Source organism: Ruegeria sp. YKSE079 (assembly GCF_059612845.1).
In genome coordinates, this window is the sequence record NZ_JBXWRJ010000021.1 from 13,772 (window position 1) to 35,224 (window position 21,453).

Consider the following 21,453-nt stretch of genomic DNA (forward strand, 5'->3'; position numbering starts at 1 on the left):
ATCAGAAAAAGAGCAGGCCGGGCAATGATCAATCGACGGATGTTTTCCCTTGGAGTTGGCGCAACGCTTGTGACCGCCTGTTCGGGCGGTGGTGTGGCGCCCACACCGCAAGTCACACGGATGCGCGCGGTGCCGAATGCGGGCTGGGAGGCCTGGGTGACCAGTTTCAAGAACCGTGCGTCAGCGCAGGGTATTTCCCAATCCACGATCAACACAGCGTTTCAGGAGGCCGGCTATCTGCCCGAAGTGATCGAGCGGGACCGCAACCAGACGGAATTCAAACGCTCGCTGGAGGATTATCTGGCCATCGCTGCCTCGGACGAGCGCATCGACACCGGCCGACAGATGTTGCAACGCCACGGCAGTACCCTGTCGCAGATCGAGTCGCACTACGGCGTGGACAAGGAAGTTGTCGTTGCCATCTGGGGGCTCGAAAGCCGCTATGGCGCGCGTCGTGGTGATGTGCCGGTGGTCTCGGCACTGTCGACACTGGCCTATGACGGGCGGCGCGGTGCATTCTTTGAAAGCCAGCTGGTTGCGGCACTGAAGATCGTTCAGAACGGGGATACAGCGCCCCGGAACATGACCGGAAGTTGGGCGGGAGCGATGGGGCACACGCAATTCATCCCGACGTCTTATCTGGCCTATGCCGTCGATTTCACCGGCGACGGACGGCGCGATATCTGGTCAGAGGATCCTACCGATGCGCTGGCCTCGACGGCGGCGTATCTGGCGCGCTCAGGGTGGGTTCGGGGGCAGCCCTGGGGCGGCGAGATTGGCTCTGCCGCGGCCCGTTCGGGAACACCGATTGCCACCTTGCAGCCGCAGGTGCCCGGACCACAGATTGCGGTTTTCCAGAATTTCAGGGTTATCAAGCGATACAACAACTCGGACAGCTATGCGATTGGTGTGGGCCACCTGTCCGACCGGATCGCCGGAGGCGGACCGTTCAACGCATCCTTTGGTCCCGATGAAACCGGGTTGACGCTGGATGACCGCAAGGAGTTGCAACAACGCCTGACTGCCGCCGGGTTCGACACGCAAGGTGCGGATGGGGTGATCGGGTCGAAGTCCACGACGGCAATCAGTGCCTATCAGCGCGCCAACAACCTGACGGTGACAGGCCAGCCATCTGCCGAGCTGTTACGGATGCTGCGTCGAGGCTAGCGGCGCGGCTCAGGCCGCGAGTCCCCTGGACCCGATATCCAGGAACTTCTGACGGCGGTCCTTGATCAGGGTCGCGCTGTCCTTGCCGCCCAGTTCCGTCAGCATGGTGGCAATCGCCTTGCTGACGGCCTCGATGGTGCTGTGTTTATCCCGGTGCGCGCCGCCTTTTGGTTCGGTAATGATCCGATCGATCACGCCCAGCTTGTGCAAGTCCTGCGCGGTCAGGCGCAGCGCTTCGGCGGCCTCGCGCATTTTTTCGGCATCCTTCCACAGGATCGAGGCGCAACCTTCGGGAGAGATCACCGAATAAACCGAGTGTTCCAACATCGCCACGCGGTTAGCGGTGGCGAACGCAACCGCCCCGCCCGAGCCACCCTCGCCGATGATGACCGAAACAAGCGGTACGCCGATCTTGAGGCACATCTCGGTCGAGCGGGCGATTGCTTCGGACTGGCCGCGCTCTTCGGCGCCCTTGCCGGGGTAGGCGCCAGCAGTGTCGATCAGAGTGATAACCGGCAGGCCAAATCGGCCTGCCATTTCCATCAGGCGTACGGCTTTGCGGTATCCTTCGGGCCGGGCCATGCCGAAGTTGCGTTCGATCCGCGACTTGGTGTCGCTTCCCTTTTCGTGGCCGATCACCATGACCGGTTGGTCGTCGAAACGCGCCAACCCGCCCATCACGGCAAGATCGTCGGCAAAGTTTCGGTCCCCGGCCAGGGGCGTGTATTCTGTGAACAGCGCTTTGATATAGTCCTGACAATGAGGTCGTTCCGGATGGCGTGCCACCTGGCATTTCCGCCAGGGTGTCAGATCCTTGTACAACTCGTCCATCATCTTGGCAGCCTTGGCATCCAGCGCCGCCGCTTCGTCAGCCACGTCCATTTCTTCGTTGGCCCGGGCCAGCGCGCGTAACTCTTCGGCCTTGCCTTCGATTTCAGCCAGCGGTTTCTCGAAATCCAGATACTGGGTCATGACGTCTCTCAAAGCGGAATCTCCGCGTTATATGGCCCGAGGTCGCCCAAGATGCAACTCGGCAAGATTTAAGTTACCCGAATAGGATGTCGACGGTGTGTTGGGCGAGTGGCAAGAAACACCTCGGCGGTTTTGGACTTTGGTTGATCTGAGGTTCTTTGAAGCCGCCACAAGTTCCATACGGGAACCTTCTGATCTTTTTTGCGTTAGTTGCGGGGTGATTAATTTCGGCGCTTTCAAAACCTTGAAAACATGTGTGCTGGAAAAGTGATCACGTCGGACTTGCCGAGTGAAAACTTGCCGAATAGGCTTTTGTTGATGGCGTTGTGAAAGACCGGGGAAAACGGCGGCGACGCACCCAACAGGGAGTTGATGATGAAATCTGTCGTTACCGGGTTGGCCGGAGTTCTTGCACTGGGAATGGTTGTCACGGCCTCGGCCGAGACCCTGACGCTTACTCCCGCAAGCCCACAGCCGTCGAATCCCAAGGCGGGGCTTGCGGTGAAATATGCCTGGGCGGGTGATCCGCCCGCGCAGATTCAGTCGATCAGTGCCGCCAAAAGCATGATTGCCGACGCCAAACCGGGCTTGCCGCTCAGCGGTCTCGACTACCGAGACACCGATGAGGGCGAGCCTGTCATGACCTTCGATCAGGCGATGAATGTTGCTGCTGACATCAAAGGGTATATCCGGTTCGACGCGCCGGGAACCTATACGCTGGAAACCTGGTCGAACGATGGAATCGATGCGAATATCGGCGGGCAGCAGGTTGGATATTTTTCCAGCCGCCAACCCTGCGAAGCCAATCAGCGCGTGGATGTCGAAGTGCCAAAAGCGGGCTGGTATGATCTGAGCATCGTCTATTTTCAGAAATACAGCACTGCGTGCCTGATGATGAAATGGGGCAAGAAGGGTGACAAGCTCAAATGGGTGCCGAACGACGTCTTTGGTCATTGACCAGCTTGAGTGATCAAAGCAAGCGGGGCCATTTGGCCCCGTTCGTCATTTTGGGGAAAGGCCAAGTGCTGCGCGCAATGCGGATTCGGGTGCGCTGAGTACCGGAATGCCGCAATTCAGATGTGCCGTTGCCCCGGCCATAGAGGCCTGTGCCAACACGACACAAGCTGTGTCCGGGGCAATTTCCAGTGCGCGCGACAGCTGCACGGCAATGCGTTTGGCAAAGGCTTCGGTATCGCCCGAGATAAAATGCACCCAAAGATGGGCAAGTGGCAACTCACGGATGTTGGGTTCCAGTCCGATCTCGGCAAAGGCTTTGGTCAACAACCGGGTCGAAGGTTCGCGCGTGCTGTCCAGACAATAAGCCATCAGGACCGGTCCTCCGGTTGATGCGGCCTCTTGCATCATGGGCCAGTCGACGCGCAGTGCCCCGGCCCGCGCAGCGATCTCGCCGATTGTCGAACAGGTGCAAATCGCGTTTGGCGCAGTGAAGATGGCCGAGTGGATTTCCAACGCCAGTTCGGCATTGATCCCGTGCAAGCCCCGGTCCAGCCAGTCAGGGCGCACAACATGCGTCAGCTTTGCATCCGGCGCGATCCGCGCCGAAAGAGCGTCAAAGGTGGCGCAATGCACTGCGGCGGTATGAAACAATGTCAACTCGGTCATACTTGGAAACCTATCAGAAAAGGGCGCCCGATGGACGCCCTTTCGCAAAATCTCGATATGGGCGTCAGCCGTTTGCGGAAATCAGTTCTGCCTGGGCCACGATCACCTCGGCCTGCTTGATCGAAGCGATGTCAACCAGGCGACCCTTGTAGACAGTAGCACCTTCGCCTTTGGCCTTGGCCTGCTCCATTGCGGCAAGGATTTCGCGGGCCTCGGTCACCGCTTCGTCGGACGGGGTGAAAACCTGATTGGCCAGCGCAATCTGTTTGGGGTGGATCGCCCATTTGCCGACCATTCCGAGCGTGGCTGAACGTCTGGCTTGCGCGACATAGCCTTCGTCGTCCGAGAAATCTCCGAACGGTCCGTCCACCGGCAACACCCCGTGGGTGCGGCAAGCAGCAACGATGGCGGCCTGGGCCCAGTGCCACGGGTCTGACCAGTGCTTTTCGCCATTGCACAACATATAATAATTTTCCTGCGTGCCACCGATGCCGGTGGTCTGCATCCCCATCGAGGCGGCAAAATCAGCCGCGCCCAGGCTCATCGCCTGCAAACGGGGGGAGGAGGCTGCGATTTCCTCGACATGGGCAATGCCGGCAGAGGATTCGATGATCACTTCGAAACTGATCGGCTTGGTCCGGCCCTTGGCGCGTTCAATGGCGGTGACCAGCGCGTCGACGGCATAGACATCGGCGGCGCAACCCACCTTGGGGATCATGATCTGATCCAGCCGATCACCCGCCTGTTCCAGCACGTCCACCACATCGCGGTACCAATAGGGTGTATCCAGCCCGTTGATGCGCACCGACATGGTCTTGTTGCCCCAATCGAGGGTGTTCAGCGCCTCGATCACATTGGCGCGGGCAGTATCTTTGTCCGAAGGCGCAACCGAATCTTCAAGATCGAGGTTGATGACATCCGCTGCCGACGCCGCCATTTTTGGAAACAGCTTGGTGTTGGAGCCGGGACCGAACAACTGGCAACGATTGGGGCGCGCAGGGGCGGCGGGCTGTATGCGGAAACTCATCGGTTGACCTCATTGAGTAAGGAAATTGCGATTTTCTTGCAGAATGAGGTATTAAATTGCGCGCACTTGCGCAAGCGTCATTATGCGTGCGCAGCAATGCAATCGCAGCATCCATCAAGATAAGGCGCTGATAAGGTGATTAAAGATTAATCAGTTTGAAAACTTCGAAGATTCTTGCGTGATTATCGCAGATCGTGCAATGATCTTCGCTTTGAGTGAAGTGAGCGGGGAAATACGCGAAACGCTCGTAACGGCGCTTCAATAGGGTACGCCGGAAACAAAGGAGTGCACCGCAATGATCGAGACACCGTATCTGCTGTTTTTGGGCGATGCGCCCGACCAACTGGCGGCCAAGGTTGCCGTCGGCATCAAGGACTGGCGTCCGGAAAACGCCGTGGGTCAATTCCGTATGGACGGTTGCAAGGCCGATCTGGGTCTGAAGGACATGGATCTGGTCGAAGCGCGCGAGGCAGGGGCCAAGACGCTGGTCATTGGCGTGGCCAACCGGGGTGGTGTGATCAGCCAGGAATGGAAGAAAGTTCTGGTCATGGCGCTGGAGGAAGGGTTTGATCTGGCCTCGGGCTTGCACAACCTTTTGCGCAACGAGCCGGATCTGGTGGCCGTAGCCGAAGCTTGTGGACGGACCCTTCATGACGTGCGCGTGCCTTCGGTGGATTACCCGATTGCCAACGGCATCAAGCGCAAGGGCAAGCGGTGCCTGGCGGTTGGCACCGATTGCTCAGTGGGCAAGATGTATACAGCGCTGGCAATGGACAAGGAAATGCGCGAGCGCGGCATGAAGTCGAGCTTCCGCGCTACCGGGCAGACCGGCATCCTGATCACCGGTGACGGTGTGCCACTGGATGCGGTGATCGCCGATTTCATGGCCGGATCGGTGGAATGGCTGACCCCGGACAATGACGACGATCACTGGGACCTGATCGAAGGGCAGGGCAGCCTGTTCCACGTTTCCTATTCGGGCGTCACCATGGCGCTGATTCATGGCGGTCAGCCGGATGCGCTGATCTTGTGCCACGAACCCACGCGGGAGCACATGCGCGGCCTTCCGACCTATCAGTTGCCGACGCTCGAAGCGCTGCGCGATACCGCGCTGAACTTGGCTCTGGTGGCTAACCCTGACTGCAAAGTGGTGGGTGTTTCGGTAAATACCCAGCACATGGGCGAAGGCGACGCCAAGGCCTATCTGGCGCAGATTGAGGCCGATATGGGGTTGCCTGCGACCGATCCATTCAGGTTTGGGTCCGACAAGCTGGTGGACGCGCTCGCCGCGATGTGATGCAAGCGGCTCGCCGGTGGCGGAGTATGGCCGCCTCCGGCGGGAGTATTTGGAAAAAGATGAAGGAGCAGGCGAGTGCAGATCGAAGTCTCTCGCGACGTGTTCCGGCTGGCGCAGGTGTTCACCATCTCACGCGGGTCGCGGACCGAAGCCAAGGTGTTGACGGTGCGGGTGACAGACGGTGCGCATCAAGGTTGGGGCGAATGCGTGCCTTATGCGCGTTACGACGAGACACTGGAAACGGTCGAAGCCGAGATTGTCGGGTTGCCTGCGGAGTTTACGCGCGAAGGGTTGATGGACCTGTTGCCTGCTGGTGCGGCGCGCAATGCGGTGGATTGCGCTTTGTGGGATCTGGAAGCCAAGCGGACAGGCAAGCGGGTTTGGGAGCTGGCAGGTCTGCCGGAGCCGGGACCGGAAATCACCGCTTACACGCTGTCTTTGGACACGCCCGAGGCGATGCAGGCGCAGGCAGCCAAAAATGCCCATCGGCCTTTGCTGAAGATCAAGCTGGGTACGCCCGACGACATGCCCCGACTGGAAGCGGTCCGTGCGGGTGCGCCGAACGCAAAAATCATCGTTGACGCAAACGAGGGATGGACCGCCGAGGTGTATGCTGACCTCGCGCCGCATCTGGTGCGACTGGGTGTTGCATTGGTCGAACAGCCCTTGCCAGCCGGGCAGGACGAAGCGCTGATCGGGATGGATCGCCCGGTGCCGGTCTGTGCCGACGAGAGCTGTCATGACCGTGCCAGCCTGCCCTCGCTCAAGGGCAAATACGATGTGGTTAACATCAAGCTGGACAAGACCGGCGGTCTGACCGAGGCGTTGAAGCTGCGCGCAGCCGCGTTGGCCGAGGGGTACGACATCATGGTGGGGTGCATGGTGGGCAGTTCACTGGCGATGGCCCCTGCGACACTGGTGGCTCAGGGCGCGATGGTGACAGATCTTGACGGCCCGCTGTTGTTGGCCGAAGACCGCGACACCCCGTTGATTTTTGATGATGCCGGAGTGTACCCGCCCAAAGCGGCGCTCTGGGGCTGAGGAGACACAAGACATGACCCGCACCGTTTATGTGAATGGAGAATACCTGCCTGAGGACGAGGCAAAAGTCTCGATCTTTGACCGGGGGTTTCTGATGGCCGACGCGGTCTATGAGGTGACCAGCGTTCTGGGCGGCAAGCTGATCGACTTTGAGGGCCACGCGGTGCGCCTAAAGCGGTCGTTGGACGAACTGGACATGGCCGAGCCCTGCAGCAAGGACGAGTTGCTGGAAGTTCATCGCCAACTGGTGAAGCTGAACGGGATCGACGAGGGTTTGGTTTACCTGCAAGTAACCCGCGGCTCCGACGGGGATCGGGATTTCGTGTTTCCGTCGGCCGATACCAAGCCGACGATCGTTCTGTTCACCCAAAACAAGCCTGGTCTGGCCGACAGCCCGGCGGCGGCTAAAGGCAACAAGATCATTTCGATCGAAGATATCCGCTGGGGCCGTCGCGACATCAAGACGGTCCAGCTTTTGTATCCTTCGATGGGCAAGATGATGGCCAAGGCGGCGGGCTGCGACGACGCCTGGATGATCGAGGATGGGTTCGTGACCGAAGGCACCTCGAATAACGCCTATTTCGTCAAGGCCGGCAAGATCGTGACTCGGCCGCTGTCGAACGACATCCTGCACGGGATCACCCGCAAGGCGGTGCTGCGTCTGGCTGCCGAGGCGCAGATGGAGATCGAAGAACGCCTGTTCACCATCGACGAAGCGAAAGAAGCGGACGAGGCATTCACCACTTCGGCAAGCGCCTTTGTCATGCCGGTTGTCGAGATCGACGGAGTGCGACTAGGGGATGGCACACCCGGACCGATCGCCCGACGTCTGCGCGAGATTTATCTGGACGAAGCCCGCAAAGAGGCAATCTGAGTTGCCGCTCAACCGAACCGATAGCTTGACGCGGTAAGCGAGCCGAAAAACTGGGTTTCGTGATACACGCGTTTTGCGGGGGCCTCTTCGGCGGCCCCCAGCGCCACAAAAAGCGGCACCAGATGGTCCTCCTGCGCGTGACAGGTGCGCGCGGACGGAGCGCTTTCCCAATTCAGCATTGCTTGCGTTCTGGCATCCGGTTCAAGTCCAAGTGCTGCGTCGAGCCAGGCGTCGAATTCCGCCGAGGGCTTTTCCCCCTCGCGTCCCATCAGGCGCAGGTTGTGATAGCTGAGGCCGGAACCGACGATCAGCACGCCATCATTGCGCAATGGGGCAAGGGCGCGGCCGAGTGCCAGATGCTCTGCCGGGTCATAGTGACTGCGCAGAGAGATCTGAAAGGTCGGCATATTCGCTTCAGGATACATCACCGCCATCGGCGCGAATGTTCCGTGATCGAACCCTTGAGTGTCGTCCAGCCGAACCGGCAGACCTGCTGCCGCCATCAGATCAGCACTGCGCCGGGCCAGATCAGGAGCACCGGGTGCCGGATAAACGATTTCATAGGTCTCTGGCGGAAAACCGAAATAGTCATACACCATGGGCGGTCGGGGGGATGACATGACAGCATATGCATCGCTGTCTTCCCAGTGTCCCGAGATCATCAGGACCGCTTTAGGCCTTTCGCCAATATCTTGTGGCATCCGTGCCAGAGACGTTTCCAGTTCCTTGAACCGTTGGCGCATGTCAGGCAGCCATGGCCATGGACCGCCACCATGCGAGATAAAATAGGTTGGCAATGGATTGGGCATGATCACCTCGGGACGCCTGATGTTTGCAGTAAGGATATGACAGATTGTCCGCGACTGTCAGGTCGCTTTCCAAACAGTATTTGTGCGTTTCTGCGTCCTTCGGAATGAATGCGACAGCGAGTTGGCGCAAACTGCCCAGTGTACGAAATCCCTCGCCCCTAGGTTCAATGTGGGAGGGGCGGAACATGCAGCCATTCAAGGGAATACGAGTGCTTGATCTTACGCATGTCTATGCGGGACCGTTTTGTACCTTTCAACTTGGCGTTCTTGGGGCCGAGGTCATAAAGATAGAACCGGTGACGCAACCCGACATGACCCGTGCGGAGGGCGCGGATGCAGCGCTGAACGCCATTGGCATGGGGTTGGGGTTTCAAGCGCAGGGGGCTGGGAAACGCACCTTGGCGCTTGATCTGAAATCGGACGAGGGTCGGGAGATCTTTGACCGGCTGGTTCGAACCGCAGATGTCGTGGTGCAAAACTATACGGCCCGCGCAGTCGAAGCTTTGGGATTGCGATATGATCGGCTAGCGGCCTTGAAACCTGATCTGATCTATTGCGCCATCAGCGGGTTCGGTGCGACAGGGCCGAAGGCAGGCCATCCGGCCTATGACGTGGTAATACAGGCCTATACAGGGGTCATGACCGCCAATGGCGAGGTGAACGGCACCCCAATTCGTGTCGGACCGGCCATGGTAGATTACGGAACCGGGGCGCAGGCCGCGCTGGCGATTTCAGCGGCGCTTTTTGGGCGCGCGACGACAGGGCAGGGACGGAGGATCGACGTGGCAATGACCGACTGCGCGTTGATGATGATGAACTCTAACTCGATGACCGCATTGGCAACTGGAAAGGCGCCAAAACCACATGGTAACAACGACCCTTCGCTTGCCGGCTATGCGACATTCGAAACTGCGGACGGTTTGCTGATGATCGGAGCATACACCAATACTCAGATGGCGAACCTGATGCGGGCGATCGGCAAGCATGAGCTTGCCGAAGAAATCTTGCAAACGCCCCGCGCTGAAATCGGCAAACGACGAGAGGCGGATTCCGCCGCAATCGCGCAGGCCATGGCTTCGCGAACGGCTGAGGAATGGGAGCAGGTGCTCAACGCACACCACGTGCCGGCGGCTCGTGTACGGAGTTTAGAAGAAACGTTAGACGAGGCGCAGCTGGCCACGCGAAACGTCATTCAAAAGGTGGATGATCGCAGGTTTCCCGTGGCGGGCTTCACCTACGATTTCGGAGCGCCTGCATTGACCAACCCACCCCGCGCCCATGGCGCGGACAGCCGCGCCATATTGGAGGAATTTGGTGTCGACGCGGCCGCATTCGACGACCTGGCTGCGCGTGGTATAGTGTTCAGCCCTTCTTGAGGACGTTTTCCTCGAACGCGACCTTGAAGGCAGCCTGTTTCTCTTGGCTGGCTTCGGTCTGGTAGTTGGTTTTCCACTCGTCCATGGTCATGCCGTAGTAGATCTCGCGGGCCTCGTTCTTGTCCATTTCGATGCCCTTTTCGTTGGCCGCTTCCTGATACCAGCGTGCAAGGCAGTTGCGGCAGAACCCGGCAAGATTCATCAGGTCGATATTCTGTACGTCCGTGCGATCTTCCATCAGGTGTTTTTGAAGGCGGCGGAAGGCTGCGGCCTGAACTTCGATTTCGGTTTGCTGGTCCATGCGTGGGCTCCGTGTGAGTGACTTGGCCTTGAGGTAGCAACACTTGTCCGGCGATACAATAATCGGAGGCCATGAGGTGGCCACCACATCGATCACGGGATCAGGCCAGTTTCAACGCCACCCACGGCACAAGGCAGAAGACCAGCGTCAAAATCTTGTAGTTAGCCAGATATCGGAAATAGACCTTTTTGACCTCTGTCTTTTCCATGCCGAACATGTTGCCATGAATGGTCGCGATCCGGTCTTGCAAGGCAACCACCATCAATGTGCTGAGGAGTAAGATACTGATATTCAAGACCGTCATCCAGCCGAAGACCGTCGCCAGGGTTGCCTGAGTCATGGTCGTCTCCTTTCCTTTTCGATATGGGGGTAACTGGATGCACTCACAAGAATGCGCGGAGAGCGCCCGGCCAATCCGACCTGACGTCACAAGTGATTTTAGGCAAGGACGGGTTGATTTTGGGTGACGCCACAAAATGCCCAGCCCTTTGAGGGCAGAAAGGCGAACCGAACTGCAAAACAACTGGACGATGGTTTTGCCTTGCAGCTTATGAGTTCGCCCGGCATGTTTTTTTGCAGGCGTTCCACGGTGTCTTCGAAGGAATTCAGTGTCGGATGGGAGCAAAGGCATGTTGGGAGTAAACGGTGAGATATTTCAGACTTTTCGCAGATGAGACAGGTGAAAGCCATTGGGAGACCGTCGAGGTTGCGCTGGAGGAGAAGGCCTTTGCTCCGCCAGCCAAAAGCATTGAAATATCTGCCCCAGAACGTGCGCGACAGATGTTGTTTCTAAGACTCCGGGCGGGCTGGGATGAGCCGGTCCACGTCAGTCCGGTGCGGCAAAAGCTGATCTGTCTGGCCGGAACAGTCCGGGTCACAGCGAGTGATGGCGAAACACGCGACATTGGCCCCGGAGACGTCTGGCACATGGAGGATCGTCACGGCAAGGGCCACCACACCTGCGTAATGGGCGAAGAAGATTTTGAAGCGGTAATCGTCCAGTTCGACTAGCGCGAGAGGCTCACACACCGCTGTCGTGAAGCGCCCCTTCGAGAATGGGGGCCAGCCTTTCGGCCCAAGCGCGTTGTCCTGCGTGATCGGCAATCAGATCATTCCTGATCTCGATCAGTGCGTTAGGGCGATTGTGTGCGGTGCAGTGCTTGTCAATCGCGTCTCCCGACAAGATCCCGGTATAGGGCTCGTTGATACCGATACACAGGTCTGGCTCTGCCTGCAGGTGATTGATCAGGGGGCGAGAAAACCTCTCATCCTCGGTATGCAGAACGCCGATATGCCAAGGGCGCGGGTCCCGGCCCCGCAGTTGCCGGGTAAAGGAGTGCATCGACACAATGACAGCGTGTGGCAGTGCCGCCATCCGCCCAAGCGCGTCGTGGTAGGGGCGATAGCAAAGGTCCAACCGTTTTTCTCGTTCTTCGGCATCGGCGTGGCGGTTGCCGGGGATGATCGAGCCGTCATAGAGTTTCATCAGCAGGGTCGGATCGTCCTCGCCCCGGTTTGGATCGATTACAAGGCGAGAGAAGTTGGCGGCGATCACCGGTGCGTTCAGGATTTCACCCAAATGTTTCGACACCTCATAGGCACCCACATCATAGGCGATATGGCGCTCCATATCCTCACGCGGCAGCCCCAGATCGCCGCCGTTGATGGCGGGAGGAACCATGTTGGTTGCATGATCGCAGGTAATCAGCCAGCGGGACGGGCGGTCCTCGCCATGTACGAAAAAAGGGGTGTATGTCATCAGCCTGTCATCTTGTTTGTCGCAGGTGTAGGGCAGTTGCCTGAGAAAGGGAATTGCGCGATAAGCGAGCCGATCACTGTTTGCGATAACAGAAGCCGAATTAAGGAGAGCAAGGTCGATGCGACGCCTGAGAAATGTAAAAATCGTGGCGACGCTGGGTCCGGCGTCCGACACTTACGAGATGATCCGCGCGCTGCACGAGGCGGGCGCCGACGTATTCCGGCTGAACATGAGCCATGGAACCCATGACGAGATTCGCGAAAAACACCGGATCATCCGGCAGGTGGAAAAGGATCTGGATAGCCCGATTGCGATTTTGGCTGACCTGCAAGGGCCGAAACTGCGTGTGGGCGTGTTCGCCAAGGATGTGGTAGAATTGGAGGAAGGCGCCACCTTCCGGCTGGATCTGGATCAGGCGGCAGGGGACGCAACCCGAGTTTGCCTGCCGCATCCAGAAATTTTTGAGGCTTTGGAACCCGGCGCGCATCTGTTGGTCAACGATGGTAAGATTCGACTGGTTGTGGACCGTTGTGGCCGCGAATTTGCCGATTGTACGATTGAAACCGGGGGCACAATCTCGAATCGCAAGGGCGTGAACGTGCCGGACGTAGTGCTGCCACTTGCGGCGCTGTCTGAAAAAGACCGGGCTGATCTGGAATTCGCCTGTCAGTTGGGGGTGGATTGGCTGGCGTTGAGCTTTGTTCAGCGCTCCAAGGATGTCTTCGAGGCCCGCGCACTTGCTGACGGTCGCGCCGCCATACTGTCAAAGATCGAAAAACCTGCGGCGGTCGAGGCGTTTGACGAAATCCTGGATGCCTCGGATGGGATCATGGTGGCGCGCGGTGATTTGGGGGTGGAGTTGCCGGTGTCGGCGGTGCCGCCGATTCAGAAGCGCCTGGTGCGAAAATGCAGGGCTGCGGCCAAACCGGTGATCGTGGCGACACAGATGCTCGAAAGCATGATCGAAAGCCCGATGCCGACCCGAGCGGAGGTCTCCGATGTGGCAACCGCGATTTACGAAGGGACCGACGCCATCATGCTCAGTGCGGAATCGGCGGCCGGAAGCTATCCGATTGAGGCGGTTCAGACGATGAACAAGGTAGCGATCGAAGTCGAGGCCGATCCGACCTATTCGCAGATCATCAATGCCTCCCGCAGCGCCAAGGGAACGACCATCGCCGACGGCATTGTCGCCGCCGCGCGCGAGATTGCGGAAAAGACCGATATCAAGGCGATCTGCTGTTTCACTCAAAGCGGCACAACAGCGTTGCTGACCGCGCGCGAGCGTCCCGGCGTGCCGATCATCGCCATGACTTCGTTGGTCGGAACCGCGCGGCGCCTGTGCCTGAGCTGGGGCTGCAACTGCGTGATGACGCCCGAGTTGGAGCGGTTCAAAAGTGCCGTCGTCAACGCGGCCCGTGCCGCCCGCGCTGGCGGTTTCGCAACGGAAACCGATCAGATCGTAGTAACGGCGGGTGTGCCATTCAACGTCCCCGGTACGACCAACATCCTGCGCGTTGCCCCCTGCGATGAACGCTTGATCTATAATACCGATCCGGGCTAAGCGCGTTTTCGGAGTTTTCGCGCCTGAAAATGTGCGAAACCCCTTGCCAGTTTGCGCGGACTTGCGTAAACGGCGCCTCTGACCGCGCGACCGGCCGATGTGGCATGCCGAGTCGCGTCAAGACCGAACCCGAATGAAGGAGACGGAAATGCCCAAGATGAAGACCAAGTCGAGCGCCAAGAAGCGCTTCAAGGTGACTGCGACCGGTAAGGTCCTGACGGCCCAGGCCGGCAAGCGTCATGGCATGATCAAGCGGCACAAGAAATTCATCCGCAATGCCCGTGGCACCACCACCCTGTCCGCCCCCGACGCCAAGATCGTCAAGGGCTACATGCCCTACGACCGCTAAGAGGAGATTTGAGAGATGTCCCGCGTTAAAGGTGGAACCGTAACTCACGCCCGTCACAAGAAGGTCATCAAGGCCGCCAAAGGTTACTATGGCCGCCGCAAGAGCACCTTCAAGGTTGCCCGTCAGGCCGTCGACAAGGCCAACCAGTACGCAACCCGCGACCGCAAGAATCGCAAGCGCAACTTCCGCGCGCTGTGGATCCAGCGGATCAACGCTGCTGTGCGCAGCCATGACGAGGCTCTGACCTATTCCCGCTTCATCAACGGCCTGAACCTGGCCGGCATCGAAGTGGACCGCAAAGTTCTGGCCGACCTGGCCGTGCACGAACCGGAAGCGTTCGGCGCGATCGTCGCCAAGGCACAGGCTGCTCTGGCTGCCTGACCCTCTTTTGAGAGACAGTGAACAGGGCCGCTCCTTTTTGGGGGTGGCCTTTTTCGTTATTGAGCCGGGAAAGGTTCAGCGGATCAGCTCAGAAGAAACCAGAGAACTGCGGCTGCAACTGCTCCGCCGATCACAAGTGCCGTCGGGTCCGAGGTGACAGACTCCATCAGCCCCGACAGATCAAACCCTTTTGACCCGCCGCCGCCTCCGGTCGCGTTCTTTATGGCAATCCCGTATTCCAGCATTTCAGCACCGTCGCTTTCGAGCTGTCGGATGCAAGTTTGCCTGAAACGGGTGGAAATTTCACCCTGTGTCGGGCAGGCGCGTCCACTATGGCGCACCACTGAGGGTTTCGTGCATCAGGCCAGCTATGGCCAACCCGGCCCGATTTGCCGGAATGTGCCTTGCGATACCGCGCTTGTCTTGCATTCAGCGCCATTGGCCGATAGCAGGTTCTGGACCAAATTCAGGGGACCGTCATGGACGATCTTAAGGTAAAGTATCTGGGGCAGATTGCCGAGGCAGGCGACGAAACCGCGCTGGAGGCGATCCGTGTCGCCGCCGTGGGCAAAAAGGGCGAAGTGGCGCTGAAGATGCGCGAATTGGGCAAGATGACGCCCGAAGAACGTCAGGTCGCAGGCCCAGCGCTGAACGCGCTGAAGGACGAAATCAACTCGGCGCTGGCCGCCAAGAAGGCAGCATTGGCGGATGCTGCACTGGATGAGCGTTTGCGTACCGAATGGCTGGACGTCACCCTGCCCACGCGCCCGCGCCGTCAGGGCACGCTGCACCCGGTCAGTCAGGCCAGTGAGGAACTGACCGCGATTTTTGCCGAGCTTGGTTTCTCGGTCGCTGAAGGGCCCCGGATCGAAACCGACTGGCACAACTTTGACGCTTTGAACATCCCCGGCCACCACCCTGCACGGGCCGAGATGGACACGTTTTATATGCACCGTGCCGAGGGTGACAACCGCCCGCCACACGTGCTGCGCACCCATACCTCACCGGTGCAGATCCGGTCGATGGAACTGCAGGGTGCGCCGATCCGCGTGATCTGTCCGGGCGGTGTGTACCGCGCCGACTATGACCAGACCCACACGCCGATGTTCCATCAGGTCGAGGGGTTGGCCATCGACAAGGACATCTCGATGGCGAACCTGAAATGGGTGTTGGAAGAGTTCGTCAAAGCCTTCTTCGAGGTCGACGACGTCGAACTGCGCTTCCGTGCCTCGCACTTCCCGTTCACCGAGCCGTCGGCCGAGGTCGATATCCGCTGTTCCTGGGATAACGGCCAGCTGAAGATCGGCGAGGGCGACGACTGGATGGAAATTCTGGGTTCCGGCATGGTCCACCCCAAGGTGATCGCCGCCGGTGGGATCGACCCTGAGGTTTATCAGGGTTTTGCCTTTGGCATCGGCATCGACCGTCTGGCGATGCTGAAATACGGTATTCCGGATTTGCGGGCGTTCTTTGATTCCGACCTGCGCTGGCTGCGCCACTATGGGTTCGCGGCGCTGGATATGCCGAACCTGCATGGTGGTTTGAGTCGGTAGGTGTATTTTCTGGGAGTATATCTCTCTAAATATTACGACTGGTGTTTTGCGTTTTCCGGGCGCAATCATCGATGGGTCGGATTCGCTCTGCTTTTTGGATGGTTTTTGGTGTTTTGCGGGTTCGCAAGTTTCCTTCCCGGATGGATGAGCATCCTTATTCTGCTTGCTGCGACGCCATTTCACGGGCTCTTCATGCTGGCACACCACCGCGTCTGGGAAAAACGGGACCAAACCGTGCGCGATCAACAATCGCAGTTGCGGAAAACCAAAAAACTCATTGATCGCTTCAAAAAGTAGGCGCGGCGCAAAGGCCGATAGGCCGCCGCGCCATCGCGAGACCGCCCGGACGGGCTGGCGATTTGTCTCCGCAGGTGCCCAGTTTCAACGACACACAAAATTGACGACCATAAACTGCCCAGCTCAAGGTTTGATTGCCATCCCGCGATCTGGCGATGGCCCGGTTTGATGTTTTAACTGATGTAGGGCGGGCTTCAGCCCGCCATGTGCGATGGGTGGGTGCCGGGCTGAAGCCCGGCCTACGTTCGGACTACACCGATATGTTAAGTGACAGGGCGGATTGTCGCGTTAGGGTCGGGCACATGATCCGTCGATTGTTCTGCCTTCTCCTGCTGATGACCACGCCCGCCTTTGCCATGGGGCCCTGGAAATCCGAATGCCACGGCGATACCGCCTGTGATCTCGGTGACCGCTCGTATCACGTGCTTGAACCTGACGGCTGGGACAGGCAGACGCCTCTGCCGGTGCTGCTGCATTTCCACGGCTGGGCGCGGCAGGGCACCGTGGTGGTCAATCACCAGCGTATCGCCAGCGCCACCCGCAAGCGCGGGGTCCTGCTGGTTGCGCCCAACGGGCGGCGCAAGACCTGGGATTTCTGGACCTCTGACACCGACGATGTGGCCTTTGCCAACAGGGTTCTGGAAGATGTGGCCAAGACCTATCCCATCGACCTCGACCGCATCTATGTCTCGGGCTATTCCTATGGCTCGGCCATGGCGTGGCGCTATGTCTGCCAGTCGGGCAATCACGTTGCCGCCCTGCTTGCCATCGCAGGCACGTTGAACCAGACCGAGGACTGCCCGCAAGGGCCAGCCGAGGTGCGCCATGTGCATGGCCTTGATGATACGGTGATGAGCTTTCCCTTTGGCCCCGGCGGCGACACGACCTATCCGGTAGCCCTTTGGCGGCAACGCAACGGGTGTCACGAGGCAACGCCGCAGGGCGATTGGCAGGTGGTGCCGTATTTGAAACTTTCGCGCGTGGCGTGGAATGATTGCGACGGGGGGCGGGTGACGCTTGACACTCATCCCGGCGGGCATTTCATCCCGCATGGCTGGATTGCGCGGCAACTCGACGAGTTGCTGGGATTGCCATTATCCTATCCCTAGCCAATGTCGCACCATTCACACGGCGACCTTCATAGCTCGAACAGGAGATTCGACATGAAATCCATACTGCCCACTGTTTTGCTGATCGGCGCGACGGCGTCTGGTGTCTGGGCCAAGGATACTTATCCGCCGGTGCAGCTGCTGCTGCAAACGGAAACCTCCATTCTGGGGGAGCCTCTGCAATATCCTGAAGGAACACCGCAGATCACGGTTGCAATCGTCACCATGCAGCCGGGGCAGAAAACCGGATTGCACCGGCATGAGGCGCCTTTGACGGGCTACATGCTGGAAGGTGAGTTGACGGTGGATTACGGCGACGCCGGCATCAGAACCTACAATCAGGGCGATGCGCTGGTCGAAGCATTCGGATCGCCACACGAAGGCACCAATACGGGCGCGGATATTGCGCGCGTTCTAGTCGTGTTTTCCGGTGCGGAAGGAACGGAAAACACCGTTTCCGAATAAGCCCGGGGATGGCATCGGGTGACTTGCTGGCCTAGAACGGTTCAAACCTGGATCGGAACGGAGAAAACCGGATGGCGCCCGAATGGATTGCGGTGGATTGGGGCCAGACCCGCCAGCGGGCCTGGGCCATGCGTGGTTCGGATGTGTTGGACCGGGTCGAGCAGCAAGGTGTCGAAAAAACTGACAGAGACGCCTTGATCGATCTTGTCTTTCCTTGGTTGGGGCAGGGCGCTGTTCCGGTGGTGACCTGCGGCGCGCTCGGGCCGTTGGGCCCGGCGGTTCCCTGTAGACCCTTCTCCGATGGGACTTGGGCGGTTTCGTTGGACGACGACCGGGTGAACCTGCATATGGTGCCGGGAATACGACAGTCCACGCCGCCAGACATGATGACGGGCGACGAAACCCGCGTGGCGGGATTTCTGGCGCTCAACAAGGACTGGGACGGGGTTGTGTGTCTGACCGGACAGCAAAGTCGATGGGTGCATGTCAGTGCCGGAGAGGTTGTCAGTTTCCAGACTTTTCTCACCGGCTCTATGCTTTCGGCCCTGAAGCATGTCCCGGCCACGACTTTGGCGCTGATGACAGAGGGGTTCGACCGGCCAGCTTTCATCGCCGCGCTTGAGGATGCCATTGCCAAACCCGAACGCATTTTGGCACGCCTTTATGGCGTTCATGCCGATGGTGTCATGAACGGGTTGGAGCCCGAGGCGGCCCGCGCCCGTATTTTCGGCGCCCTGATCGGGGCCGAACTGGCTGCTGCGCGCCCTTTCTGGCTGGGTCAACAATTGGCGGTGATCGGTGACGATCCTCTGGCCAGCCTGTATGTGGAAGCTCTGACGGCACAGGGCGCGCCGGCGGCACTGGCGGATGAGGCGCGCATGACGCTGCAGGGTTTGATCGAGGCCTGGCGCTTACTTGTCGTCTGACGAGACTATTTTGCGAGGGCGACCAAGTGCCTTTCGACCAGTTCCGGCAAATGGCTGCTGTGGTCATAGCGCGCAGAATGCGGCAGTTCTTCGGCAGGACGTTTGCTATAGCCTTGGGTGAATAGAAAGAACGGCACTTCGGCGCGTAGCGCGGTCTCGGCATCCACTTCGCTGTCACCGACATAAAGGTGCGGGCCGTTGGGCAAGGCATCGAATGCGGCCCAAAGGGCGGCTGGGTCGGGCTTGCGAACATTCAGGGTATCGCCTCCGACGACCACATCGAAGTATGGGGCCAACCCCAGGTCATCCAGAACCAGCCGGGCCGCGCCTTCAGGTTTGTTGGTGCAGATGCCAAGGGCGTGTCCACGGGATTTCAGCGCTTGCAAAGCGTCCCTGACGCCAGGATATAAAACGGTCATTTCGCTTGGCGCGGCTTTGTAGTGATCCAGTGTTACCTGTGTAAGCCGAGGATGAGAGGCAATATCCAAGGCGCAGTGATGGATCACCATTTTTACCAGATGAGGCAGGCCGTTCCCGGTGAAGCCAATTACCGTTGCCAGGTCAAGTGGCGCAACGCACTCTGCCTCAAGCATCCGGTTGACCGCCGCCGCGATATCCGGCGCACTGTCAATCAGGGTGCCGTCAAGGTCGAATACGATGGGTGTGGTCATGACATCTCCGGTCTTGTCAAGCCTACCAGTGACAGCGCCGCGCCAGAAAATCCACCGGAAACAGAATGTCGTCTTAGTTTTGGCTATGAGTTCAGCGGAACAAAATGATAGGCATCGCCGCTTCGATCAACATGCCCGATGCCGCCATGACTGAGATGAAACCCAATGATCCGGGTGTGCTGCGAGGCCAGCTGGTCCAGAAGTTGCACACGTGTCGCGGCGGCCATTTCCTGATCGTGGTCCGAACCGGAGTGCCAATCAGGCCGCTCGAATGCGACGTGAAAGTTAATGAGCGCATCGCCAACGATCATCAGGGATTCAGACCCACTGCGCAGTTCGAATGACATATGGCCCAGCGTATGGCCAGGGGTTGCGCGCGCAGCGACGCCAGAAAGGATCTCCTCTCCATCATCAAAAAGCTCGATGCGGTCTTCAAGCACATCCAACCGGCGTTTTGCTCCAACTGCCATGGTCTGACGTGCGGCACCGATTTCATTGACAGTATTCGGGTTCCACCAATAGTCCCATTCGGCCTTCCCCATCATGTGTCGTGCGTTGATGAAGAATGGTTCGTCAAAGTCATCCAGAGCGCCCCACAGGTGATCGGCATGACCATGGGTGAAGATAACATCCGTGATGTCTTCGGGGGTTAGGTCGATTGCACCCAGCGCCTCTGACAGCTTGCCGGCACCATCCTGAAATCCAGGGCCAGCGCCCACGTCAAACAGGATATTCCTGTTTCCGGTTTGGAGCAGCGTCACGTTGCAGGGGGGCTTTATCAGATCGCCGGTCAACCCGTATTTTTTTAGAATCGGGGCCAATTGATCCTGTGGCATGGCGTCGAAGAAAAACTCGGCCGGGACAGTCAGATGGCCGTCGCTGAGGCTGACGATCCGGGCCTGGCCCAGACTGATTTCCGTTGCGGCCCAGGTTGGTCTGGTACTCAAGGCGGTTGTGGCCGCGGTTGCTTTTAGAAATGTTCGGCGGGTCATGAGCATGATGGATCCTCCTGAACGCATAATTACATTCAATAACGTGAATAACAATAACATGATGAGATCCGATACTGGAAATCCCCGCTTGACTTACCTTACTAAAATAATCAGATTAACCCAAGAGCAGTAGCCACCCCGGAATTCGGGTCAGCCAGCAATGAAAATGGAAGCGAATGTTACTGGTATTGCCGCTGCGACGCGGACGCGCCAGCGGTTTTGTGGAACGCATTCGTGACCCGGACTCTGGAGATGACGCGATGAACGTTCAAAACCCGACACCCTCTCAAGGCTATGCTGTTCAGGTGCTACCTGCTCACAAAGCCGAAGATCTGACCGCAGGTGGAAACCTCGCCCATATTGCCTTGGGAGACCAGCTTTATACCTTGCGCATCACCCGCGCAGGCAAGCTGATCCTGACGAAATGAGCAACCAAATCTCGCGAGGTGCGGCCGCGGTTGGCCGGCTGTCCGATTTGGGTCCGATCGAAGCGAGGGTGGTCATGTATCTGCGCCGATGGAGCGATCGAGACCAAGCGAGGAGCGACGGTCAGAACTCGGATTTGACCATCTCAACCGGAAAGGATCAATCGGTGGCAGCGACGCTGGACCAGATTTGTATGCTCTGTGCACATTATGGTCGGCGTCCGCTGGTGCGGCATGAGATTGAATGCGAATGTCTCGGGGCGGACGAAAGCTGTTTCGCCCATATGGTCGGGGCTGCTTCGGAGGGGGCAAGGGAAGACGCCCTTATGGTCGCTTCGCTGATCGTAAGAGCCGATGTTGCACCGGCCCTAGTCGCTCTGTCTGAACAACTCGGGCTGGCCTTGCGGCGTGTCGCGGACACTCACTTTGAGGGTTGCCGAAACCTGTCCTGCCAAAACAGGCATCTGCATTGATG

At 58.9% G+C, this 21,453-nt stretch carries 27 protein-coding genes; 17 read left to right on the forward strand and 10 right to left on the reverse strand.

Annotation, left to right across the window (positions count from 1 at the left end; all coding sequences use genetic code 11):
- Window positions 1-24: 24 nt before the first annotated feature.
- Complete coding sequence (locus tag AC2FMY_RS17450; RefSeq protein ID WP_496807800.1) at window positions 25-1,167, forward strand: lytic murein transglycosylase; 1,143 nt, start codon at window positions 25-27, stop codon at window positions 1,165-1,167.
- Between the two features lie 9 nt (window positions 1,168-1,176).
- On the opposite strand, the gene AC2FMY_RS17455 is transcribed toward AC2FMY_RS17450, so the two are convergent.
- Window positions 1,177-2,139, reverse strand: a complete 963-nt coding sequence (locus AC2FMY_RS17455) for an acetyl-CoA carboxylase carboxyltransferase subunit alpha (protein ID WP_480751477.1) — start codon at window positions 2,137-2,139, stop codon at window positions 1,177-1,179.
- A gap of 375 nt (window positions 2,140-2,514) precedes the next feature.
- Between AC2FMY_RS17455 and AC2FMY_RS17460 the strand changes: the two genes are divergently transcribed.
- The gene (locus AC2FMY_RS17460; RefSeq protein WP_496748136.1) at window positions 2,515-3,096 is read left to right on the forward strand and encodes a PA14 domain-containing protein; all 582 of its coding nucleotides are present in this window, start codon (window positions 2,515-2,517) and stop codon (window positions 3,094-3,096) included.
- A gap of 45 nt (window positions 3,097-3,141) precedes the next feature.
- Here AC2FMY_RS17460 and AC2FMY_RS17465 read toward each other — a convergent pair whose 3' ends face one another.
- A complete protein-coding gene (locus AC2FMY_RS17465) occupies window positions 3,142-3,762 on the reverse strand; it encodes a hypothetical protein (protein ID WP_496748138.1) in 621 nt (206 codons plus the stop codon).
- A gap of 64 nt (window positions 3,763-3,826) precedes the next feature.
- The gene (locus tag AC2FMY_RS17470) at window positions 3,827-4,789 is read right to left on the reverse strand and encodes an L-malyl-CoA/beta-methylmalyl-CoA lyase (protein ID WP_496807801.1); all 963 of its coding nucleotides are present in this window, start codon (window positions 4,787-4,789) and stop codon (window positions 3,827-3,829) included.
- A gap of 295 nt (window positions 4,790-5,084) precedes the next feature.
- Here AC2FMY_RS17470 and dgcN point away from each other — a divergent pair, with 295 nt between their 5' ends.
- The 3 genes from dgcN to AC2FMY_RS17485 all read left to right on the forward strand — a co-directional run bounded on the left by dgcN (window position 5,085) and on the right by AC2FMY_RS17485 (window position 8,001).
- Window positions 5,085-6,086: an N-acetyltransferase DgcN gene (dgcN, locus tag AC2FMY_RS17475; protein ID WP_480751482.1), complete on the forward strand. Its 1,002-nt coding sequence runs from the start codon at window positions 5,085-5,087 to the stop codon at window positions 6,084-6,086.
- Between the two features lie 75 nt (window positions 6,087-6,161).
- Window positions 6,162-7,127 (forward strand): N-acetyl-D-Glu racemase DgcA, encoded by a 966-nt coding sequence (gene dgcA / locus AC2FMY_RS17480; RefSeq protein WP_496807802.1) that lies wholly within the window; start codon window positions 6,162-6,164, stop codon window positions 7,125-7,127.
- Window positions 7,128-7,140: 13 nt separating this feature from the next.
- Window positions 7,141-8,001, forward strand: coding sequence for a D-amino-acid transaminase (locus tag AC2FMY_RS17485; RefSeq protein ID WP_496748145.1), 861 nt, complete (start codon window positions 7,141-7,143; stop codon window positions 7,999-8,001).
- Between the two features lie 8 nt (window positions 8,002-8,009).
- On the opposite strand, the gene AC2FMY_RS17490 is transcribed toward AC2FMY_RS17485, so the two are convergent.
- Window positions 8,010-8,810: a DODA-type extradiol aromatic ring-opening family dioxygenase gene (locus tag AC2FMY_RS17490; RefSeq protein WP_496807803.1), complete on the reverse strand. Its 801-nt coding sequence runs from the start codon at window positions 8,808-8,810 to the stop codon at window positions 8,010-8,012.
- 185 nt (window positions 8,811-8,995) lie between these two features.
- Here AC2FMY_RS17490 and AC2FMY_RS17495 point away from each other — a divergent pair, with 185 nt between their 5' ends.
- On the forward strand, window positions 8,996-10,186 hold the full coding sequence (locus AC2FMY_RS17495) for a CaiB/BaiF CoA transferase family protein (protein WP_496807804.1): 1,191 nt from the start codon (window positions 8,996-8,998) through the stop codon (window positions 10,184-10,186).
- On the opposite strand, the gene AC2FMY_RS17500 is transcribed toward AC2FMY_RS17495, so the two are convergent.
- Both AC2FMY_RS17500 and AC2FMY_RS17505 read right to left on the reverse strand, forming a co-directional pair.
- Window positions 10,173-10,487: a DUF1244 domain-containing protein gene (locus AC2FMY_RS17500; protein ID WP_480751491.1), complete on the reverse strand. Its 315-nt coding sequence runs from the start codon at window positions 10,485-10,487 to the stop codon at window positions 10,173-10,175. The genes AC2FMY_RS17495 and AC2FMY_RS17500 overlap by 14 nt on opposite strands.
- A gap of 100 nt (window positions 10,488-10,587) precedes the next feature.
- Complete coding sequence (locus AC2FMY_RS17505) at window positions 10,588-10,827, reverse strand: DUF6868 family protein (RefSeq protein ID WP_496748498.1); 240 nt, start codon at window positions 10,825-10,827, stop codon at window positions 10,588-10,590.
- A 305-nt stretch (window positions 10,828-11,132) separates the two neighbouring features.
- Between AC2FMY_RS17505 and AC2FMY_RS17510 the strand changes: the two genes are divergently transcribed.
- The gene (locus AC2FMY_RS17510; protein ID WP_496807805.1) at window positions 11,133-11,498 is read left to right on the forward strand and encodes a cupin domain-containing protein; all 366 of its coding nucleotides are present in this window, start codon (window positions 11,133-11,135) and stop codon (window positions 11,496-11,498) included.
- A gap of 10 nt (window positions 11,499-11,508) precedes the next feature.
- Here AC2FMY_RS17510 and AC2FMY_RS17515 read toward each other — a convergent pair whose 3' ends face one another.
- A complete protein-coding gene (locus AC2FMY_RS17515) occupies window positions 11,509-12,246 on the reverse strand; it encodes an N-formylglutamate amidohydrolase (protein WP_496807806.1) in 738 nt (245 codons plus the stop codon).
- A gap of 118 nt (window positions 12,247-12,364) precedes the next feature.
- Here AC2FMY_RS17515 and pyk point away from each other — a divergent pair, with 118 nt between their 5' ends.
- From pyk to rplT, 3 genes are all read left to right on the forward strand, one after another.
- Window positions 12,365-13,810 carry a pyruvate kinase gene (gene pyk, locus AC2FMY_RS17520; protein WP_496807807.1) on the forward strand — a complete coding sequence of 482 codons (1,446 nt, stop codon included), beginning with the start codon at window positions 12,365-12,367 and terminating at the stop codon, window positions 13,808-13,810.
- Window positions 13,811-13,958: 148 nt separating this feature from the next.
- Window positions 13,959-14,159 (forward strand): 50S ribosomal protein L35, encoded by a 201-nt coding sequence (gene rpmI / locus AC2FMY_RS17525; protein WP_480751499.1) that lies wholly within the window; start codon window positions 13,959-13,961, stop codon window positions 14,157-14,159.
- 15 nt (window positions 14,160-14,174) lie between these two features.
- A complete protein-coding gene (rplT, locus tag AC2FMY_RS17530; RefSeq protein ID WP_008756009.1) occupies window positions 14,175-14,540 on the forward strand; it encodes a 50S ribosomal protein L20 in 366 nt (121 codons plus the stop codon).
- A gap of 83 nt (window positions 14,541-14,623) precedes the next feature.
- On the opposite strand, the gene AC2FMY_RS17535 is transcribed toward rplT, so the two are convergent.
- Window positions 14,624-14,881, reverse strand: coding sequence for a hypothetical protein (locus tag AC2FMY_RS17535; protein WP_496807808.1), 258 nt, complete (start codon window positions 14,879-14,881; stop codon window positions 14,624-14,626).
- 138 nt (window positions 14,882-15,019) lie between these two features.
- Between AC2FMY_RS17535 and pheS the strand changes: the two genes are divergently transcribed.
- From pheS to AC2FMY_RS17560, 5 genes are all read left to right on the forward strand, one after another.
- Window positions 15,020-16,093 carry a phenylalanine--tRNA ligase subunit alpha gene (pheS, locus tag AC2FMY_RS17540; RefSeq protein ID WP_496748502.1) on the forward strand — a complete coding sequence of 358 codons (1,074 nt, stop codon included), beginning with the start codon at window positions 15,020-15,022 and terminating at the stop codon, window positions 16,091-16,093.
- The gene (locus AC2FMY_RS17545; RefSeq protein WP_496748503.1) at window positions 16,094-16,390 is read left to right on the forward strand and encodes a hypothetical protein; all 297 of its coding nucleotides are present in this window, start codon (window positions 16,094-16,096) and stop codon (window positions 16,388-16,390) included.
- 302 nt (window positions 16,391-16,692) lie between these two features.
- Window positions 16,693-17,499, forward strand: coding sequence for a CE1 family esterase (locus tag AC2FMY_RS17550; RefSeq protein ID WP_496807809.1), 807 nt, complete (start codon window positions 16,693-16,695; stop codon window positions 17,497-17,499).
- Window positions 17,500-17,553: 54 nt separating this feature from the next.
- Window positions 17,554-17,964 carry a cupin domain-containing protein gene (locus AC2FMY_RS17555; RefSeq protein ID WP_496807810.1) on the forward strand — a complete coding sequence of 137 codons (411 nt, stop codon included), beginning with the start codon at window positions 17,554-17,556 and terminating at the stop codon, window positions 17,962-17,964.
- Between the two features lie 71 nt (window positions 17,965-18,035).
- Window positions 18,036-18,890 (forward strand): 2-dehydro-3-deoxygalactonokinase, encoded by an 855-nt coding sequence (locus AC2FMY_RS17560; RefSeq protein WP_496807811.1) that lies wholly within the window; start codon window positions 18,036-18,038, stop codon window positions 18,888-18,890.
- Between the two features lie 5 nt (window positions 18,891-18,895).
- Here AC2FMY_RS17560 and gph read toward each other — a convergent pair whose 3' ends face one another.
- Together gph and AC2FMY_RS17570 are read right to left on the reverse strand one after the other, a co-directional pair.
- The gene (gene gph / locus AC2FMY_RS17565; protein ID WP_496745288.1) at window positions 18,896-19,561 is read right to left on the reverse strand and encodes a phosphoglycolate phosphatase; all 666 of its coding nucleotides are present in this window, start codon (window positions 19,559-19,561) and stop codon (window positions 18,896-18,898) included.
- Window positions 19,562-19,644: 83 nt separating this feature from the next.
- Window positions 19,645-20,559, reverse strand: coding sequence for an MBL fold metallo-hydrolase (locus AC2FMY_RS17570; RefSeq protein ID WP_496745289.1), 915 nt, complete (start codon window positions 20,557-20,559; stop codon window positions 19,645-19,647).
- Between the two features lie 254 nt (window positions 20,560-20,813).
- On the opposite strand from AC2FMY_RS17570, the gene hemP reads away from it, so the two are divergent.
- Both hemP and AC2FMY_RS17580 read left to right on the forward strand, forming a co-directional pair.
- Window positions 20,814-20,981, forward strand: a complete 168-nt coding sequence (gene hemP, locus AC2FMY_RS17575) for a hemin uptake protein HemP (RefSeq protein WP_480751512.1) — start codon at window positions 20,814-20,816, stop codon at window positions 20,979-20,981.
- Window positions 20,978-21,451, forward strand: coding sequence for a hypothetical protein (locus AC2FMY_RS17580; protein WP_480751513.1), 474 nt, complete (start codon window positions 20,978-20,980; stop codon window positions 21,449-21,451). The genes hemP and AC2FMY_RS17580 overlap by 4 nt, the downstream gene beginning before the upstream one ends.
- Window positions 21,452-21,453: the final 2 nt, after the last annotated feature.

What these genes read in the sequence shown, in the direction of transcription:
- AC2FMY_RS17450 (WP_496807800.1), top strand. Translation starts at nt 25, where the DNA reads ATGATCAATCGACGGATGTTTTCCCTTGGAGTTGGCGCAACGCTTGTG.
- AC2FMY_RS17455 (WP_480751477.1), bottom strand. Translation starts at nt 2,139, where the DNA reads ATGACCCAGTATCTGGATTTCGAGAAACCGCTGGCTGAAATCGAAGGC.
- AC2FMY_RS17460 (WP_496748136.1), top strand. Translation starts at nt 2,515, where the DNA reads ATGAAATCTGTCGTTACCGGGTTGGCCGGAGTTCTTGCACTGGGAATG.
- AC2FMY_RS17465 (WP_496748138.1), bottom strand. Translation starts at nt 3,762, where the DNA reads ATGACCGAGTTGACATTGTTTCATACCGCCGCAGTGCATTGCGCCACC.
- AC2FMY_RS17470 (WP_496807801.1), bottom strand. Translation starts at nt 4,789, where the DNA reads ATGAGTTTCCGCATACAGCCCGCCGCCCCTGCGCGCCCCAATCGTTGC.
- dgcN (WP_480751482.1), top strand. Translation starts at nt 5,085, where the DNA reads ATGATCGAGACACCGTATCTGCTGTTTTTGGGCGATGCGCCCGACCAA.
- AC2FMY_RS17485 (WP_496748145.1), top strand. Translation starts at nt 7,141, where the DNA reads ATGACCCGCACCGTTTATGTGAATGGAGAATACCTGCCTGAGGACGAG.
- AC2FMY_RS17490 (WP_496807803.1), bottom strand. Translation starts at nt 8,810, where the DNA reads ATGCCCAATCCATTGCCAACCTATTTTATCTCGCATGGTGGCGGTCCA.
- AC2FMY_RS17495 (WP_496807804.1), top strand. Translation starts at nt 8,996, where the DNA reads ATGCAGCCATTCAAGGGAATACGAGTGCTTGATCTTACGCATGTCTAT.
- AC2FMY_RS17500 (WP_480751491.1), bottom strand. Translation starts at nt 10,487, where the DNA reads ATGGACCAGCAAACCGAAATCGAAGTTCAGGCCGCAGCCTTCCGCCGC.
- AC2FMY_RS17505 (WP_496748498.1), bottom strand. Translation starts at nt 10,827, where the DNA reads ATGACTCAGGCAACCCTGGCGACGGTCTTCGGCTGGATGACGGTCTTG.
- AC2FMY_RS17515 (WP_496807806.1), bottom strand. Translation starts at nt 12,246, where the DNA reads ATGACATACACCCCTTTTTTCGTACATGGCGAGGACCGCCCGTCCCGC.
- pyk (WP_496807807.1), top strand. Translation starts at nt 12,365, where the DNA reads ATGCGACGCCTGAGAAATGTAAAAATCGTGGCGACGCTGGGTCCGGCG.
- rpmI (WP_480751499.1), top strand. Translation starts at nt 13,959, where the DNA reads ATGCCCAAGATGAAGACCAAGTCGAGCGCCAAGAAGCGCTTCAAGGTG.
- rplT (WP_008756009.1), top strand. Translation starts at nt 14,175, where the DNA reads ATGTCCCGCGTTAAAGGTGGAACCGTAACTCACGCCCGTCACAAGAAG.
- pheS (WP_496748502.1), top strand. Translation starts at nt 15,020, where the DNA reads ATGGACGATCTTAAGGTAAAGTATCTGGGGCAGATTGCCGAGGCAGGC.
- AC2FMY_RS17550 (WP_496807809.1), top strand. Translation starts at nt 16,693, where the DNA reads ATGATCCGTCGATTGTTCTGCCTTCTCCTGCTGATGACCACGCCCGCC.
- AC2FMY_RS17555 (WP_496807810.1), top strand. Translation starts at nt 17,554, where the DNA reads ATGAAATCCATACTGCCCACTGTTTTGCTGATCGGCGCGACGGCGTCT.
- AC2FMY_RS17560 (WP_496807811.1), top strand. Translation starts at nt 18,036, where the DNA reads ATGGCGCCCGAATGGATTGCGGTGGATTGGGGCCAGACCCGCCAGCGG.
- gph (WP_496745288.1), bottom strand. Translation starts at nt 19,561, where the DNA reads ATGACCACACCCATCGTATTCGACCTTGACGGCACCCTGATTGACAGT.
- AC2FMY_RS17570 (WP_496745289.1), bottom strand. Translation starts at nt 20,559, where the DNA reads ATGCTCATGACCCGCCGAACATTTCTAAAAGCAACCGCGGCCACAACC.
- hemP (WP_480751512.1), top strand. Translation starts at nt 20,814, where the DNA reads ATGAACGTTCAAAACCCGACACCCTCTCAAGGCTATGCTGTTCAGGTG.
- AC2FMY_RS17580 (WP_480751513.1), top strand. Translation starts at nt 20,978, where the DNA reads ATGAGCAACCAAATCTCGCGAGGTGCGGCCGCGGTTGGCCGGCTGTCC.